General features: G+C 63.8%; 14 protein-coding genes. 12 read left to right on the top strand and 2 right to left on the bottom strand.

The features are described 5' to 3' along the window. Window positions 1-280: 280 nt before the first annotated feature. Window positions 281-1,144: a sensor domain-containing diguanylate cyclase gene (locus tag NPS46_RS24915; RefSeq protein WP_274111996.1), complete on the bottom strand. Its 864-nt coding sequence runs from the start codon at window positions 1,142-1,144 to the stop codon at window positions 281-283. A gap of 346 nt (window positions 1,145-1,490) precedes the next feature. Between NPS46_RS24915 and NPS46_RS24910 the strand changes: the two genes are divergently transcribed. From NPS46_RS24910 to NPS46_RS24860, 11 genes are all read left to right on the top strand, one after another. Then, window positions 1,491-2,909 carry an LLM class flavin-dependent oxidoreductase gene (locus NPS46_RS24910; RefSeq protein ID WP_274111995.1) on the top strand — a complete coding sequence of 473 codons (1,419 nt, stop codon included), beginning with the start codon at window positions 1,491-1,493 and terminating at the stop codon, window positions 2,907-2,909. After that, window positions 2,896-3,852 (top strand): AMP-binding protein, encoded by a 957-nt coding sequence (locus tag NPS46_RS24905; RefSeq protein ID WP_274111993.1) that lies wholly within the window; start codon window positions 2,896-2,898, stop codon window positions 3,850-3,852. The genes NPS46_RS24910 and NPS46_RS24905 overlap by 14 nt, the downstream gene beginning before the upstream one ends. Next, complete coding sequence (locus NPS46_RS24900; RefSeq protein WP_274111991.1) at window positions 3,849-4,619, top strand: ABC transporter ATP-binding protein; 771 nt, start codon at window positions 3,849-3,851, stop codon at window positions 4,617-4,619. Before NPS46_RS24905 ends, NPS46_RS24900 begins: the two co-directional genes overlap by 4 nt. Continuing rightward, complete coding sequence (locus NPS46_RS24895) at window positions 4,616-5,497, top strand: branched-chain amino acid ABC transporter permease (protein ID WP_274111989.1); 882 nt, start codon at window positions 4,616-4,618, stop codon at window positions 5,495-5,497. The genes NPS46_RS24900 and NPS46_RS24895 overlap by 4 nt, the downstream gene beginning before the upstream one ends. Before the next feature lie 4 nt (window positions 5,498-5,501). After that, window positions 5,502-6,566, top strand: coding sequence for a branched-chain amino acid ABC transporter permease (locus tag NPS46_RS24890; RefSeq protein WP_274111987.1), 1,065 nt, complete (start codon window positions 5,502-5,504; stop codon window positions 6,564-6,566). Window positions 6,567-6,650: 84 nt separating this feature from the next. Then, the gene (locus tag NPS46_RS24885) at window positions 6,651-7,991 is read left to right on the top strand and encodes an ABC transporter substrate-binding protein (protein ID WP_274111986.1); all 1,341 of its coding nucleotides are present in this window, start codon (window positions 6,651-6,653) and stop codon (window positions 7,989-7,991) included. A 74-nt stretch (window positions 7,992-8,065) separates the two neighbouring features. Continuing rightward, on the top strand, window positions 8,066-9,412 hold the full coding sequence (locus tag NPS46_RS24880) for an ABC transporter substrate-binding protein (RefSeq protein WP_274111982.1): 1,347 nt from the start codon (window positions 8,066-8,068) through the stop codon (window positions 9,410-9,412). Between the two features lie 50 nt (window positions 9,413-9,462). Next, entirely contained in the window at window positions 9,463-10,254 is a 792-nt protein-coding gene (locus tag NPS46_RS24875) for an ABC transporter ATP-binding protein (protein WP_274111981.1), read from the top strand. A 272-nt stretch (window positions 10,255-10,526) separates the two neighbouring features. After that, window positions 10,527-11,879, top strand: coding sequence for an OprD family porin (locus NPS46_RS24870; RefSeq protein ID WP_274111980.1), 1,353 nt, complete (start codon window positions 10,527-10,529; stop codon window positions 11,877-11,879). Window positions 11,880-12,038: 159 nt separating this feature from the next. Then, on the top strand, window positions 12,039-13,271 hold the full coding sequence (locus NPS46_RS24865) for an SfnB family sulfur acquisition oxidoreductase (RefSeq protein WP_274111979.1): 1,233 nt from the start codon (window positions 12,039-12,041) through the stop codon (window positions 13,269-13,271). 10 nt (window positions 13,272-13,281) lie between these two features. Continuing rightward, window positions 13,282-13,641, top strand: a complete 360-nt coding sequence (locus NPS46_RS24860; protein ID WP_274111977.1) for a hypothetical protein — start codon at window positions 13,282-13,284, stop codon at window positions 13,639-13,641. A 54-nt stretch (window positions 13,642-13,695) separates the two neighbouring features. On the opposite strand, the gene NPS46_RS24855 is transcribed toward NPS46_RS24860, so the two are convergent. Next, a complete protein-coding gene (locus NPS46_RS24855; protein WP_274111974.1) occupies window positions 13,696-14,937 on the bottom strand; it encodes an acyl-CoA dehydrogenase family protein in 1,242 nt (413 codons plus the stop codon). A gap of 444 nt (window positions 14,938-15,381) precedes the next feature. Here NPS46_RS24855 and sfnG point away from each other — a divergent pair, with 444 nt between their 5' ends. After that, entirely contained in the window at window positions 15,382-16,476 is a 1,095-nt protein-coding gene (sfnG, locus tag NPS46_RS24850; RefSeq protein WP_274111972.1) for a dimethylsulfone monooxygenase SfnG, read from the top strand. Window positions 16,477-16,523 lie beyond the last annotated feature (47 nt).

The following is a 16,523-nucleotide window of genomic DNA, read 5'->3' as shown; positions in this document are numbered from 1 at the left end:
AAACTTGAAGGGACGAAAGCTGAAATGGCCCTGGCCGTGACCGCGTACAACTTCAAGCGGGCGATCAGTGTCTTAGGAGCCAAGAAAATGATGCAACTGATGGGCTGAAGAGCCTTTTTCAGCACAAAAACAAACGCCTGTCAGTGTGTTTTCACACAGTCTGTTCGGGTCCTTTTTTCGTTGTGCTGAAAAAAGCCCGGAACCCGCCACGGCTGCAGTGGGCCCAAGCATTCTCAATGCAGAGATCGGCCTCAAGAGGTTCTCGATGGCCGGCGGGTGCTCAGCCCACGGCAGGATGCCGTCTTTTTACCTGGTACATCGCGCCATCCGCGTGGCGCAACAGCGTCTCGGCATCTTCGCCGTCCGCAGGGTAGCGGGCTACGCCGATACTGCAGGAGGGCATGTGGATCTCGCCGAAATCAGCGCCCAGCGGCTCGGCCATGGCGGCGCGAATCTGCTCGACCTTCGCGTCAATGGCGTCCTGGGATGAAATATCCGTCAGTAGCACCGTAAATTCATCACCGCCCATCCGGGCCACGGTGTCCGTCTCGCGGATGCAGCGTTCCAGCCGCCGTGCGAGGGTGCAGAGCAGGCGATCGCCCGCCGCATGCCCATGGACATCGTTGATGCCCTTGAAGTCATTGAGATCCATAAACAGCAAGGCCAGCTCGCTTTTGTGGCGGTGCGCCGTGCGCAGGGCCGATTCCAGCCGATCACTGAACAGTGCGCGGTTGCTCAGCCCGGTCAGCGGGTCGTGGTGGGCAAGAAAGCGCAGCTCCTGCTCGGCCTGCCAGAGGGCCGTGACATCACGCGCTACGCCGATCCGCGCTTCCACCTCCTGGGACCAGAAGGCTGCCCACAGGATATGGACGACACTGCCATCCTTGCGCACATAACGGTTGCGAAAATCGACATGGGGCTGGCCGTTCATCACCCGGACAATCGAGGCACGTGTGGCTGCCAGGTCTTCAGGGTGCATGTAGTGGGTGATCGAGGTGCCGACCAGTTCGTCGGCACGGTAGCCGAGCAACGCTTCGCAGGCGTCGCTGACAAAGACGATCTGGTTGTCGCTATCGACCACGAAGACCGTATCCAGCATCAGGTGGATCAGTTTGGGGTAGAGCGCTTGCAGATCGACAGGCATAGATCGGGGGTATCCGGTTTATTTAGCCAGATCATAGCCCGATCGCGATCGGCGGCGGCGAGCAATCCGGGACTTTTTTAGTGGCGCTCATCGCCTGCTTCCGATCCCGGAGGGCAGGACGGGGTGGTGCTAGTGGACGTGTCCGTGTCATCAGCCGGTCATCGAACGGCTGTTCGTGCAGCAACAGCTGTTCAACAGGCTGTTGTCGTGCAGGCATTCTTTTGCTGCCTTGAACTTGTAATAACTTATTGAATTTAAAGGGTTATTTTAGTTGGCACGAATCCTGTTTAGATCACTGTAAACGCATCGCAAGGTGCCATGACCTTGAGTGAACAGGAGCAGCCCCGTGCCACGTGAAATCCGTTTGAACGCCTTCGAGATGAACTGTGTGGGTCACCAGTCACCGGGCCTGTGGGCTCACCCCAAGGATCGTTCCTGGCAATACAAGGACCTGGAATATTGGACGGATCTGGCCAAGCTGCTGGAGCGTGGCAAGTTCGACGGCCTGTTTATCGCCGATGTGATCGGCATCTACGACGTGCTCAATGGTAATGGCGACGCGGCCATTCGCCAGGCCACCCAGGTGCCGGTCAACGACCCGCTGGCGCTGATCACACCGATGGCGGCGGTGACCGAGCACCTGGGTTTTGGCCTGACTGCCTCGCTGACCTTCGAGCATCCGTATCCCTTCGCCCGGCGCTTGTCGACCCTGGACCATCTGACCAAGGGCCGTATCGGCTGGAACATCGTCACCTCCTACCTGGACAGCGGCGCGCGCAATCTCGGGCAGAAGGCCCTGAGCGACCACGATGCCCGCTACGACTATGCCGACGAATACCTGCAAGTGCTCTACAAACTGTTCGAAGGCAGCTGGGAAGAGGGCGCGGTGCTGCGCGACCGCGAGCGCCGGGTGTTCAGCGACCCGAGCAAGATCCATGAGATCAACCACCACGGCAAACACTTCCAGGTCCCCGGCATTCATCTGTGCGAGCCTTCGCCCCAGCGCACGCCTGTGCTTTACCAGGCGGGCGCCTCCAGCCGTGGCAAGGACTTCGCGGCGGGCCATGCCGAGTGCGTTTTTGTGGCCGCGCCGTCCAAGGTGATCCTCAAGAAAGCCGTGGCCGATATCCGGCGTCGTGCCGCCGAGGCCGGGCGGGACCCCCGCAAGGTGCTGATCTTCAATCTGCAGACGGTGATCGTCGACGAAACCGACGCCAAGGCCCAGGCCAAATGGCAGGAGCTGCAGTCGTACACCAGCTACGAAGGTGCCTTGGCGCTGCTCTCCGGTTGGACCGGGATCGACTTCGGCCAGTACCAGCCTGACCAGGTGCTCAAGCATATCCATACCAATGCCATCCAGTCGGCAGTGGAGGCCTTCTCCACGGCTGATCCAGACAAGCAATGGACCGTGCGCGAGCTGGCCAACTGGGTCGGTATCGGCGGCTTCGGTCCGCTGATCGTCGGCAGCGCGCAAACCGTGGCGGACGAGTTGCAGGCCTGGGTCGAGGACACCGATGTCGACGGCTTCAACCTCGCCTACGCCCTGGCCCACGAGACCTTTCACGATGTGGTCGAGTGGCTGGTGCCCGAGCTGCAACAGCGCGGCGTGTACAAGACCGAGTACGCCACCGGCACCCTGCGCGACAAACTCTTTGGCGATGGCCCGCGGCTGCCGGCCAGCCATCCTGGCGCCGGCTACCGGGACCTGGCCAGGCTCCAGGCAGACGCCGAGCGCCATGAGGAACCGTCCTATGAGCGTGCATGAACTCACCCCCCGGCCTGGTGATGAGGTGCCGGACTTTGCCTTGGGCGCATTGCGTCGCTGGGCAACGGAAAAGCCACTGCAGATCGCCCTGCGCCATCGCCGCCAGGGAGCCTGGAAGGCTTGGCGCTGGATCGATGTGCTGCGCGAGGTCGAGCGCGCGGCGGCAGGCTTGCGCCAGCAGGGCTTTAGCGACCATTCGCGGCTGGCCCTGTGCGGCGCGCTCGAGCCCTCGCTGCTGATTCTGGCCCTCGCGGCCCGCAGCCTGGGCGGTATCAGCCAGGCGATCAGCCCGCACAGCCGTGGCGTGGCCCTGCAACGCCAGGTTCAACTGCTGCGCGCGGATTTCGCCTTTGTGCAGCGGCGCGAAACGCTCGCCCATTGGCGTGAAGCGCGCTTGCAGGGCTTGCTCCCGTTGCAGCTGTTCTGCGCCCAGGCCAGCCAGGCCGGGCAGGGTGATGATCAGGTGCTGGCGCTCGATGTGCTGTTCAGCGGGCCCCTGGAACACAGCTTCCAGGGCTGGTCTTCGGTTGCCGGCGACCCCGTGGTCTGGGTCGATGAGGGGACCGAATGGAGCCAGGGCCTGGCCCATGTCCTTGGCCGCTGGTTGCAGGACGGCGCGGGCTTCGCGTTTCCGGAGACCCAGGCCTCGGCCAGCCGTGACCGCCGTGAAATCGCCCCGACCACGTTGCTGATGTCCGCCGTGCGGGCCCGGCAGGTGGCCGATGAAATCGAAGCCCGGCTGGCGCCGCACGGCACCTGGCGCCGCCGTCTCTGCGAGTGGTCGCTGGCGGACCCGCGACGCGGCCTGCGCCGTTGGCTCAAGGCGCGGGTGCGCCATCTGTTCGGCTTCCAGCGGGTTCGGCATATCGCTACGCCGACCGGGGCCGAGCAGGCGCCCGGGCGTCTGCAATGGCTGCACGACACCCTCGAGCGTGCCGCATGAGCGCGTTGCTGGAGGTGCGCAATATCTCCCTGTCATTCAAGGGCGTGAAGGCGATCAATGATTTGTCGTTCGCCGTGCGCCGGGGGGAAATCTGCGCGTTGATCGGCCCCAACGGCGCGGGCAAGAGTTCGCTGCTCAACATTCTCAACGGCGTCTACCGTGCCGATGCCGGCGAGCTGGTGTTTGAGGCCGTGCCGTTGCGCCGGCCCCATCCCCTGGAGGCCGCACGCCGGGGTATCGGGCGTACGTTCCAGAACAACGCGCTGTTCAAGAAAATGAGCGTGCTGGACAACCTGCTGACCGGCCTGTCACGCCTGCAACGCACGTTCTTTCTCGAACAGGCCCTGGGCCTGCCGCGAGCGCGGCGCGAGGCCCGAGAGTTCAATGCCCGGGCCGAACAGGTGCTGGATTTTCTCGAACTGCAACCCTGGCGTGACGTTGCGGTGGGCAGCCTGGCTTACGGCCTGCAGAAACGCGTGGAGCTGGGCCGGGCCCTGATCGCCCAGCCCACGCTGTTGTTGCTCGATGAGCCCATGGCCGGGATGAACGCCCAGGAGAAGCAGGAGATGAGTCGCTTTATTGCCGATATCAACCGCGACCTGGGGACCACGGTGATTCTGATCGAACACGATATCAAGGTGGTGATGGGCCTGTCGGCCCACGTGGTGGTGCTCGATTACGGGCGCAAGGTGGGGGATGGCACGCCAGCCGAAGTGCAGGCCAATCCCGATGTGATCGCGGCTTACCTGGGGACGGTGCACGGATGAATCTTTTTCTGGAAACCCTGATCGGCGGCTTGCTCGCCGGCACCATGTATTCGCTGGTCGCCATTGGCTTCGTGCTGATCTACAAGGCCAGTGGCGTGTTCAACTTCGCCCAGGGCTCGATGCTGCTGTTTGCCGCGCTGACCTTCGTCAGCCTGCACGAACAGGGCGTGCCCTTTGCCCTGGCCCTAGCGATCACCCTGGTGGTGATGGTCATCGGCGCACTGCTGATCGAGCGCCTGGTGCTGCGCCCGCTGGTCAACCGTTCGCAGATCACCCTGTTCATGGCCACGCTCGGCCTCTCGTTCATTATCGAAGGCCTGGCCCAGGGCCTGATGGGGGCCCAGGTGCGTGCGCTGGACCTGGGCATCGACGATGTCCCGCTGTTTGTCGGTGAGATCATGATCAGCCAGTTCGACCTGATCGCGGCGGGCATCTGCGCGGTTCTGGTGGCGGTGCTGGCGCTGCTGTTCAACAAGACCCGGATCGGCATCGCCCTGCGTGCCGTGGCCGATGACACCCGGGCGGCGCTGTCGGTGGGCATCAACCTCAATCGCATCTGGCAGATCGTCTGGGCCGTGGCCGGCATGGTCGGCCTGGTGGCCGGGCTGCTGTGGGGCGCGCGCCAGGGGGTGCAATTTTCATTGTCGCTGGTGGTGCTCAAGGCGCTGCCGGTACTGATCATCGGTGGTTTCACCTCGATTGGCGGCGCCATTGTCGGCGGGTTGATCGTCGGGGCGGCGGAGAACCTCGCCGAAGCCTATATCGGCCCGTTGATCGGCGGCGGCATTACGCCCTGGTTCGCCTATTTCCTGGCCCTGATATTTCTCTATATCCGCCCGGCCGGCCTGTTTGGCGACCGCGCCATTGAGCGAGTGTGACCTTATGAACACGACGACGGCGCGTATCAGCGCCAGTTTCGACGATGCACCGCTGACCCTGGTACGCCGTCGCTGGCCCCTGGGCTTGGCGCTATTGCTGCTGGTGGCCTTTGTCGGCTTGCCGCTGCTGGGCAACGACTATTGGCTCAACGCAATCGTGATCCCCTTCCTGGTGCTGTCCCTGGCCGGCCTGGGCTTGAACCTACTGACCGGCTACACCGGGCAGACCTCGGTGGGCGCTGCGGGCTTTATGGCCGTCGGGGCCTTCGCCACCTACGGCCTGCTGCTGCGCGTGCCCGGCATTCCCTTGCCATTGGCGCTGTTGGGCGGCGGCCTGATCGCCGCCTTTGTCGGCCTGCTGTTCGGCATACCCAGTGCCAGGATTAAGGGCTTCTACCTGATGGTCACGACCCTGGCGGCCCAGTTTTTCCTTGAGTGGGTGTTCTCCAAGTTTGCCTGGTTCTACAACTTCGCCTCGTCCGGGACCATCAGCGCGCCGCGCCTGGAGCTGTTCGGCTACAGCCTGGCGTCGCCGGTCGGGCGCTACCTGCTAACGCTTAGCTGTGTGGTCCTGTTGACCTGGGTCGCGGTGAACCTGGTACGCAGCCAGGTCGGGCGCAACTGGATGGCGATCCGTGACATGGACACCGCCGCATCGGTGGTCGGCATCCCGGTGGATCGCTACAAGCGCCTGGCGTTTGCCGTGAGCTCGTTCTACCTGGGGATCGCCGGGGCACTCTGGGCGTTTGCCTACCTGGGCACGGCCAGTTCCGGCAGCTTCGATATCAACCGCTCGTTCCAGATCCTGTTCATCATCATTATCGGTGGCATGGGCAGCATCGCCGGCAACTTTATCGGCGCGGCCTTTATCAGCCTGATGCCGATCCTGCTCAACCATGGCGGGCAATGGCTGTTCGGCGGCAATGTCGATGCCGGACAGCTGCAGAACCTGCAAAAAATCATCTTCGGCACGCTGATCATCTGGTTCCTGATCAAGGAGCCGGAAGGCTTGGTCCGCCTGCTGGGCGACCTGCGCGAACGGCTCAAGGCCTGGCCGCTGCGGTTCTAGCGCAGCCGAATCGAACACACCTTGACCCGACCACGGGAGGGGGGCTCACCACACCCACTACAACGTCATAGAAGTGATCCCAATATGCGCAAATCCTTGCAGCGCACCCTTGTCGGTGCCGTGCTCGCCCTTGTCCTGCAGCCCTTGCTGCCCAGCCTGGCCCAGGCGGCCGGCAATGAGCAATTTATCCCGATGGCCACCTACCGCGTAGGCGCCTATGCCTCCAGCGGCATTCCATGGTGGGCGGGCGAGATCGATTATTTCCGCTACATCAACGAGGTCGAAGGCGGCGTCAATGGCGTCAAGCTGGTCTGGCAGGAGTGCGAGACCGAGTGGAATGTCGACCGTATCGTCGAGTGCTACGAGCGCTACAAGGGCGGCCTGAATGGCGCGCCCACCGCATTTTTCTTCACCCATAGCACGCCCGGTTCCTATGCCTTGATGGAGAAGGGCGCGGCGGACCACATCCCGTTGATCGACGGCGCCGGCGGGCGCACCGAGTCCACCGACGGCAGCGTGTTTCCCTATGCCTTCCCGTTGCTGCTCAACTACTACGGGCAGGCGTCGGTGGGGATCAACTACATTGCCCAGCGTGAGGGTGGCCTCGACAAGCTCAAGGGCAAGAAGATCGTCACGGTCTACCACGACTCGGCCTACGGGCGTGAAACCCAGGGGCCGATGAAGCTGCTGGCCGAGAAGTACGGCTTCGAGAATATCCAGATTCCGGTGGCCGACCCGGGCAACGAACAGTCCGCACAGTGGCGCCAGGTTCGCCAGATCAAACCGGACTGGGTATTTCTGCGCACCTGGGGGGTCTCCACGCCCGTGGGCCTGAAAACCGCGGCGCGCTTCGGCATCTCTGCCGAGCGCATCATCGGCGACGTCTGGGCCGGTTCCGAGGCAGATGTCATCCCCGCAGGCGTCGCAGCCAAAGGCTACCAGGCCCTGGCGCCATTTCCGGGCGGGACTGATTTCGCGATTCACAAGCGCCTGCAGCAATACATCCTCGACACCGGCAAGAGCGACCTCAAGGACCCGAGCTACTTCGGCAAGGTCTACTACAACATCGGCCTGATCAATGCGGCCATCGCTGTCGAGGCGCTGCGTACCGGGCAGAAACAGTTTGGCAATCGTCCGCTCAATGGCGAGGAAGGTCGCTGGGCCTTCGAGCACCTGGATATCGATGCCGCGCGCCTCAAGGCCATCGGTTTCGAAGGCCTGCTGGCGCCCCTGAAACTGTCCTGCTCGGATCACGAAGGGGGCGGCTCTGCACGCGTGCAGCAGTGGGACGGTAACAAGTGGGTGTTGGTGACCGATTGGGTCCAGGCCGACCGCGCCACCTTGCGCCCGCTGATCGAGGCCAAGTCCGCCGCCTACGCGCAGGAGAAGGGCATCACCCCACGCGATTGCGCTACCGAGCGCTGATCGCCGCGCCATCCGAACCAGACTGCCTGCGGCCTCACCCTACGGCCGCAGGCCCACTGCCAGAGAGAACCTCCATGATCCTCAATGCACTTGTGCAACGCACCACGGCCACGCTGGCCCTGGCGCTGGGCCTGTTGACGGCCTTGCCGTCCTCGGCCCAGGCCGCCGCCAACGAACAGTTCTTCCCCCTGGCCACCTACCGCGTGGGCGCCTATGCCTCCAGCGGCATCCCGGTCTGGGCCGGGATGATCGACTACCTGCGCTATATCAATGAAGTCGAAGGCGGTATCAACGGCGTCAAGCTGGTCTGGCAGGAATGCGAGACCGAATGGACGGCGGAGAAGGGCATCGAATGCTACGAGCGTTTTAAAAATGGCCTCAATGGCGCGCCGGTGGCGGTCTATCAACCCAACGGTGCACCGGCGGCCTATGCGCTGGCGAACAAGGCCGAGGCGGACAAGATTCCCTTGATCACCCTGGGCTACGGACGCACCGAAGCCACCGATGGCAGTGTGTTTCCCTACAACTTTCCGGTGATGCTGACCTTCTACAGCGAGGCGTCGGCGTTTATCAACTATGTCGCCGAACGCGAGGGCGGCCTGGACAAGCTGCGGGGCAAGAAGATCGCCACCGTCTATCACGACTCGGCCTATGGCCGCGAAACCCAGGGGCCGCTGGCTTTGCTGGCGGAGAAATACGGCTTCGAGAATATCCAGATCCCCGTCGCCGACCCGGGCAACGAACAGGCAGGACAATGGCGCCAGGTGCGCCAGGCCAAGCCGGACTGGGTGTTCCTGCGTACCTGGGGCGTGTCCACGCCGGTGGCGATCAAGACGGCGGCGCGCTTCGGCTTTCCGGCGGATCGGATCATCGGCGATATCTGGGCCAGCTCCAATGAAGATGTACTGCCTGCAGCCGAGGCCGGCAAGGGCTACCTGGCGCTGACGCCGTACCCGGGCGGCAGCACGTTCGAGATCCATCGACGCATCAAGCAGTACATCGTCGACCAGGGCAAGAGCGACCTCAAGGATCCGAAGAGCTTTGGCAGCGTGTACTACAACTCCGGCCTGGTGAATGCCGCCATTGCCGTGGAAGCGATTCGGGCCGGGCAGAAGAAATTCGGCCATCGCCCGCTCAATGGCGAGGAAGGTCGTTGGGGCCTCGAACACCTGGACCTGGGGGATGCGCGGCTCAAGGAGATCGGCTTTCTGGGGCTGATGCAACCGCTGAAGTTGTCGTGCAGCGATCATGAAGGCGGCGGTGCGGCCAAGGTGCAACAGTGGGATGGGGCGCAATGGACGTTGGTCAGTGACTGGATCCCGGCCGACCGTGGAACCTTGCGCCCGCTGATCGATGCCAAGTCGGCGGAGTATGCCCGGGAGAAGGGTGTCACCGCGCGCGATTGCGCGGCCGAGCAGTAAGCCCCCCTTATCGTCATGGCGTGCTTGCCACGCCCCAGAGGTGTTCCGTTATGAGCAGTGCCATCCCATCCAACGCCAGCCAGTACGGTGCCGAGCCCATCGAACTGCTGGCCGTCGACGATATCGAAGTGATCTATGACGGCGCCATCCTGGCCGTTGCCGGTGTGTCCCTGCGGGTCGAGCAGGGCGGTATCGTCGCGCTGCTGGGGGCCAACGGGGCCGGCAAGAGCACCACGCTCAAGGCCATTTCCGGGTTGGTCCAGGCGGACCGGGCCCGGGTCAGCCGTGGGCAGATCCGCTTTGCCGGGCAGAGCACCGCCACGGTTGCAGCCAACCAGTTGGCCCGCCAGGGCATCGTCCATGTGTTGGAGGGCCGCCATGTGTTTGCCCACCTGACCATCGAGGAAAACCTGCGCAGTGGCGGTTTTCTGCGTAAACCGTCGCGCCGCGAGCTGGAGCAGGACCTGGAGCGCATCTACAGCTGGTTCCCCCGGCTCCAGACCAAGCGCAAGACCCAGGCCGGGCTGACGTCCGGCGGCGAGCAGCAGATGCTCGCCATCGGCCGCGCCCTGATGACCCGGCCCCGGCTGGTGCTGCTGGATGAACCCTCCATGGGCCTGGCACCGATTATCGTCGAGGAAATTTTCGAGATCGTCGCGCAGCTCAATGCCCGGGAGGGCGTCAGCTTTCTGATCGCCGAGCAGAACATCAATGTCGCCCTGCGCCACGCCAGCTATGCCTACATTCTGGAAAACGGGCGTGTGGTGGGCGAAGGCTCGGCGAACGAACTGGCCGCACGCGAGGACATCCAGCATTTCTACCTGGGCGGCAAGGCGGGCTAGGGTGGTTTTTCACGGGGGTAGTGCGCCCCATTCGACGCGGCTCCGGCCGCGTTTTTTTATGCCTGCAAAAGCGCGGGGCAGGGGGCGCACAATCGTGGCTGTGCGGCTGGCAACAGCGCTTGTGCAGATTGCTTGCCAGGGAGAATTTGGCTGTCAGGCTTTTATTGTTATCTATATGATTTATAAAGAAGTATTAGTTGGCATGGTTGTTGGAATAGGTCCTGGTACAGCGCCGGTAAAGGCGTTACTTCTGCCCATCATAGGACTCTGCCATGCGTTTCAACGCTTACCCCCGACCGGCCCTTTCGTTGGCCCTCCTGCTGGCCAGCCCGGCCTTTGCCGCCAGTGACGACACCGAAGGTTTTCTCGACGCCAGCCAGTTGCGCGTGCTCAACCGCAACTACTTCTTCAGCCAGGACTATCGCCACGGCGACTTTACCCGCAACCCCAACAACGGTGAGCGCCAGAGCCTGCATCGCGAGTGGGGGCACGGGATCATTGCCGACCTGCAATCGGGCTTCACCCCAGGCACCGTCGGTTTCGGCGTGGATGTGCAGGGTGTGCTGGGGCTCAAGCTCGACGGCGGCAATGGGACGGTGGGCAATGGGGTCGGCGTGCCCGGGATCGTTTCGCGCTCGGGGGCCAATTTCGACGGCGAACCCAAGGATGCCTACGGTAAGGTTGGCGCGGCGCTCAAGGTGCGGGCCTTCGATACCGAAATTCGTTATGGCGATGTACGCCCGACCAGCCCGGTGCTCTACGCCAGCGACATCCGTCTGCTGCCCCAGACCCTGCGCGGCCTGGTGTTCCACAACACCTCGGTGGATGGCCTGACCCTGCAGGGTGGCAAGCTCGAATCGAGCAGCGACCGTAACGCCAGCAATCACCGTGGTGATCTTGGCACCGTGTACGCCGGGCGTTTCAAGGGGGCCAACGATGTCGTCTATCTGGGCGGCGACTATGTGTTCAACGACCAGTGGCGTTTCAAGTTGCACACCAGCCGCCTGGACGATATCTGGGACCAGTCCTTTGCCCGTGCCGATTTCGTCCAGCCCCTCGGAGACAGCCTCAGCCTCAACACCGGTTTGAATTACTACCGCACCCGCGACAGCGGCAAGGCCGTGGCGGGCAAGATCGACAACGATTCGTGGAGCACCCACGCCGGCGTTGCCTATGGCAGCCATGCACTCAAGCTCAGCTATACGCGCATCGATGGCGACACGCCGTTCGACTATGTGTGGAACACCTATGACATCGAACTGGATGCGGCCTCGCAGATCTCCGACTTCAATAACCCCAACGAGCGGGCCTGGGAGTTGCGCTATGACTACAACTTTGCCGGGCTCGGGGTGCCTGGCCTGAGCCTGACCTCCCGCTACGTGCGCGGCAGCGATATCGACGGCAGTCGAGCGGGCGGCGCGTACAGCTACTTCAACGCCACCCGGGACGGGCGTCACTGGGAGCGCAATCTCTGGGTCAAGTACGTGGTGCAGAGCGGCCCGGCCAAGGATCTGTCGTTCAACCTGATGCAGGCAACCCACCGGGTCGGTGGCGATCATGTGGCCGAGTCCAATGTCGACGAGGTGCGCTTTATCGTCGAGTACCCGCTGGATATCAGTCTCTGAGCCGCTGCCCGCCGGGCAACAGCGTTTCAGCAGAGTGTCTCTGCACAGGCGGATAGGTTGCTCGCAGCTATCCGCTAACTAATTGATTTATCGAATAATTCAAGGTTGGTACGGACTGTGCTCCAGCTTCTGCCAACCCGATCTGAATGGAGTCGACGCATGAGTGTTACAGCCCAGCCCCGCCTGCCCGAGCAGGCCGTATCGGCGCCCCGGCGCCCCGCCCATATCATCGCCAGCGACGCCGAGGCCATCGAGGTGGCGCAGCGTCTGGCCGAGGATTTTGCCCGCCAGGCCCGCGAGCGCGACAGTGAACGGCGCCTGCCCTGGGCCGAACTGGAACGTTTCTCCGACAGCGGCCTGTGGGCCATTACCGTACCGAAGAGCCATGGTGGCGCCGGGGTGTCCTACAGCACCCTAACCGAAGTGGTGGCGATCATTTCCGCTGCGGATTCGTCCCTGGGGCAACTGCCGCAGAACCACTATGGCGTGCTCAACAATCTGATCCTGACCGGCAGCGAAGATCAGAAGCGCGAGTACCTGGCCAAGGTGCTGGCCGGCTATCGCTTCGGCAATGCCTTTGCCGAGGCCAAGAGCAAGACGGTCACGGCCTTTGAGACGCGGATTCGCTTCGACGGTGACAGTGCCGTGCTCGATGGCGAGAAGGCCTACTGCACCGGGGCGCTGTTTGCCCATATCGTCCCGGTGGCCGGGGTGGACGAACTCAGCCGGCCGTTTGTTGCGTTCGTCCCGCGCGATACCCCGGGCCTGAGCGTGATCGACAGCTGGGATGGTTTCGGCCAGCGCATCACGGCCAGCGGCCAGGTGCTGCTGGAGGCGGTGCGGGTGCCGGGCAGCGCGGTGATTCCCGCCTGGAAGGCCTATGACCAGCCGACCGCCGACGGGCCGGTGTCGCAGATTATCCAGGCGGCGGTGGACACCGGGATTGCCCGTGGCGCCTTTGCCGAGACTCTGCGCGTGGCACGCCTGGCCAGGCCCTGGGCCGACAGCGGCCTGGACCATGGCTGGCAGGACCCGTTGAGCCAGGCGGTGATCGGCGACCTGGCGTGGCGCCTGCGGGCGGCCGAGGCGATTCTCCAGCGTGCGGCGCTGGCGGTGGACCTGGCCCTGGCTGAACCGAGCGAAGACACTGTTGCCCAGGCTTCAGTGATCGTTGGGCAGGCCAAGGTGCTGTCCACCGAAATTGCCCTGCTGGCGTCCAGTCGCCTGCTGGAACTGGGTGGCACCCGCAGCGTGTCCGCCAGCCAGGGCCTGGACCGCTTTTGGCGTAACGCGCGCACCCATACCCTGCATGACCCGGTGCGCTGGAAATTCCACCTGATCGGCAACCAGCGCCTCAATGGCGTCAAACCACCCCGTCATTCCTGGAACTAAGGAGCCTCCCATGACCTATCCCATTACTCAGGCCGATCTGCAGTTTGCCCACAATGCCCGCCAAGCGCTGGTCGAGCACCTGCAAGCCGGTCCGCTGCACGACGATACGCTGGCCATTGCCGGTGTCGGTGATCTGGAAGTGCGCATCGCGGCGGCCGAGGCGCTGCTGGCCTGGGCCGAGCGCTCGCCGGCGGCGCAGATCGAGGCACGGCTGGCGGCGGCCCATGCGGCGCAACGGGCCGGGGAGCTGCTGCTGGAATTCACCGGCCAGACCCTGCTCAGGCCCACGGTCGAAGGCCAGGTATTGCCATTGGCACACCTGCGCCGCCGGCTGGGCGATCACTATCTCAATGCGGCCGTGCTGGGCTGATCCCCCGGCCCGAGTGTGATCCAGGCGCCCCGTCCAGTACGGGGCGCCTGTCTTTCAGCCCTGCTTGGCGCCACCGCCGATCTGCCAGATATACGGCGGCTCGGTGCCGTTGATCTGCCAGTCGCCGAGGATGCGCTCTTTGTAGATCACCGGGTTGTGGGAGGCGGCGGTCCGCGCATTGCGCCAGTGCCGGTCGAGCTGCTTGCCGGTACGGGTGGCCGAGGCCCCGAGGCTGTTGAACAGGTCGCTGGTGGCCCGCAGGATCAGTTCGACCGCTGCCACCTGGGCCTGGGCCGATTGCAGTTCCGCCGCGATATTGGCCTGGCGCTCGGCATCGGCGTCGCCACTGAAGTGCGCCAGGTAGGCCGCCTGCGCCGCTTCGGCTGCGCGCAGGGTGGCGGCTTCGCTGGCATAGACCTGGCCGCTGGCCTTGCCGATTACCTGCTGGATCTGTGGGTCCTGGCTGGTGGACGGGGCGTTGCCGTGGCTGAACACCCGCGTGCGCTTGGCCACCTCGGCCGCAAAATCGCGCAGGGCTGCGCGTCCGGAGCCCACCAGGACGGTGAGCAACACCAACTGATAGAAGGCCGTCTGGTACTTGAAGCGGGTTGCGAAGTCGATCAGATTTTCTTCCTCGACCACGGCATTCTCGAACACCGAGGTGCCGCTGCCGGTGGTGCGCTGGCCGAAGCCATCCCAGTCATCGCTCTGGCGCACGCCCGGTTGTTGGGTGCGGATCGCGGCGATCACATCGGCGCCGGTGTCGTCGCGGCGGGCGAACAGGTCGATCCAGTCCGAGTACAGGCTCCCGGTGCTGTAGAACTTGGTGCCGTTGACCACCCATTGCCCGTCGTGGCGGGAGACGCGGGTGATGACGTCGCCGATCTTCACTGCGCCAATTTCCGTCCAGGCGCAGCCGACCAGGTCGCCCTCGACAAAGCGCTTGAACCAGTGCGCCTGGGAACTGCTCGCCTGGGCATTGAGGCGGTCCTCGACAAAGGCAAAGTGGCCGCGCAGGGCCTGGGCAATGTTTGAATCGGCCTCGGCCAGCTCGATCAGCAACTCGAACAGCTGGGGCAGCGACGCACCGCCGCCGCCGTACTCGAGCGGGACGCGCACGGCCCCAAATCCAGCGGCCTTCAACCACTGGATCGGTTCGTAGGGCAGGCTGCGCTCGCGTTCACGGGTGACGGTGCCTTCGGCAATCCGGGCAAAGATCGGCCGGAAGCGGGCCGCCAGGGTGTGATAGTCAACGGCGCTGGCCAGCGCGGGCAGGGGGTGGGCTTGGGCAGTCATGCATAGGCTCCTGATACGGGACAGAAAAGCCGCGTGCCGGTAGGCACGCGAGGCGACACAGGTCATTGCACAGGTCATGCCGCCGCGCCTGGGCCTGTGTTTGCAGGCTTTTTGCGGGCTGTTGGTGGCGCTGGCCCGTCAGGCGCTGTTGGTGCTACGGGCAGCTTGTTGATGGGCTGTTGATGGAGCAACAGCGGCGCTCGTGTGCAAGGCTGGCACGCCGCCCGGGCGCACTGTTGCTGGCGCAACAGCGCTTCGACAGACCTGCTGGCCAACGCACAGCCGCGGCGTCGGCCGTGTTGAGCTATCTATCGGAAATACAACACTATTTCGTTATGGCACGGTTGCTGCTCCACCGCTTGCAGGGCTCGGCGATCCGTCGAGCACCGAACGTCTTGTATCCCGGGCTCGGCCGTTTCCCGAGCAGTCACTGGAGGACCTGCCATGAGCCAACAACCGATCAAATTCGCCTATTGGGTGCCCAATGTCAGCGGCGGCCTGGTGGTCAGCAAGATTGAGCAGCGCACCCACTGGGACATCGACTACAACCGTAAGCTGGCGCAGATCGCCGAGCGTTCGGGGTTTGAATACGCGCTGTCGCAGATCCGCTTTACCGCCGGCTACGGCGCCGACAACCAGCATGAGTCCGTGACCATCAGCCACGCGCTGCTGGCCGCCACTGAAACTCTGAAGGTGATTGCCGCGATCCTGCCGGGGCCGTGGACGCCGGCGCTGGCGGCCAAGCAATTGGCGACCATCGACCAGTTCACCCAGGGTCGCGTGGCGGTCAATATCGTGTCCGGCTGGTTCAAGGGCGAGTTCCGTGCCATCGGCGAGCCGTGGCTGGACCATGACGAACGCTATCGCCGTTCGGAAGAGTTCATTCGCGCCTTGAAAGGCATCTGGACCCAGGACAATTTCAGCTTCCAGGGCGACTTCTACCGCTTCCACAACTACAGCCTCAAGCCCAAGCCGTTGCAGCGCCCGCACCCGGAAATCTTCCAGGGCGGCAGCTCGCGCGCGGCCCGGGACATGGCCTCGCGTGTGTCCGATTGGTACTTCACCAATGGTAATAGCGTGGAAGGGATCAAGGCCCAGGTTGACGATATCCGCACCAAGGCGGCTGCCAACGGGCATTCGGTCAAGGTCGGGGTCAATGCCTTTATCATTGCCCGGGAAACCGAGGCCGAGGCCCGGGCGGTGCTCGACGAGATCATCGCCAAGGCCGACCCGCAGGCGATCCAGGGCTTTGGTAGTGAAGCCAAGAATGCCGGGGCCTCCAGCCCGGAAGGCGAGGGCAATTGGGCGCAGTCGAGCTTTGAAGACCTGGTGCAGTACAACGACGGGTTCAAGACCAACCTGATTGGTACGCCGCAACAGATTGCCGAGCGGATCGTCGCGCTCAAGGCGGTGGGGGTCGATCTGATCCTGTCCGGCTTCCTGCATTTTCAGGAGGAGGTCGAATACTTCGGTAAACAGGTTCTGCCCTTGGTGCGCGAGTTGGAACAAGCCCGCGTCGAAGCCCCGGCACTGGCGTGATTGCCGGCCGCCAAAGCGGCTGAGCGGACATGACAAAGGCGCCCGGA

This window comes from Pseudomonas putida (assembly GCF_028682395.1).
Lineage (GTDB): Bacteria > Pseudomonadota > Gammaproteobacteria > Pseudomonadales > Pseudomonadaceae > Aquipseudomonas > Aquipseudomonas putida_AB.
This window is presented reverse-complemented; position numbering and strand designations above follow the sequence as displayed.

Coding starts and splice junctions, on each gene's coding strand:
- NPS46_RS24915 (WP_274111996.1), bottom strand. CDS start 1,144: ATGCCTGTCGATCTGCAAGCGCTCTACCCCAAACTGATCCACCTGATG.
- NPS46_RS24900 (WP_274111991.1), top strand. CDS start 3,849: ATGAGCGCGTTGCTGGAGGTGCGCAATATCTCCCTGTCATTCAAGGGC.
- NPS46_RS24905 (WP_274111993.1), top strand. CDS start 2,896: ATGAGCGTGCATGAACTCACCCCCCGGCCTGGTGATGAGGTGCCGGAC.
- NPS46_RS24870 (WP_274111980.1), top strand. CDS start 10,527: ATGCGTTTCAACGCTTACCCCCGACCGGCCCTTTCGTTGGCCCTCCTG.
- NPS46_RS24880 (WP_274111982.1), top strand. CDS start 8,066: ATGATCCTCAATGCACTTGTGCAACGCACCACGGCCACGCTGGCCCTG.
- sfnG (WP_274111972.1), top strand. CDS start 15,382: ATGAGCCAACAACCGATCAAATTCGCCTATTGGGTGCCCAATGTCAGC.
- NPS46_RS24895 (WP_274111989.1), top strand. CDS start 4,616: ATGAATCTTTTTCTGGAAACCCTGATCGGCGGCTTGCTCGCCGGCACC.
- NPS46_RS24865 (WP_274111979.1), top strand. CDS start 12,039: ATGAGTGTTACAGCCCAGCCCCGCCTGCCCGAGCAGGCCGTATCGGCG.
- NPS46_RS24890 (WP_274111987.1), top strand. CDS start 5,502: ATGAACACGACGACGGCGCGTATCAGCGCCAGTTTCGACGATGCACCG.
- NPS46_RS24855 (WP_274111974.1), bottom strand. CDS start 14,937: ATGACTGCCCAAGCCCACCCCCTGCCCGCGCTGGCCAGCGCCGTTGAC.
- NPS46_RS24885 (WP_274111986.1), top strand. CDS start 6,651: ATGCGCAAATCCTTGCAGCGCACCCTTGTCGGTGCCGTGCTCGCCCTT.
- NPS46_RS24875 (WP_274111981.1), top strand. CDS start 9,463: ATGAGCAGTGCCATCCCATCCAACGCCAGCCAGTACGGTGCCGAGCCC.
- NPS46_RS24860 (WP_274111977.1), top strand. CDS start 13,282: ATGACCTATCCCATTACTCAGGCCGATCTGCAGTTTGCCCACAATGCC.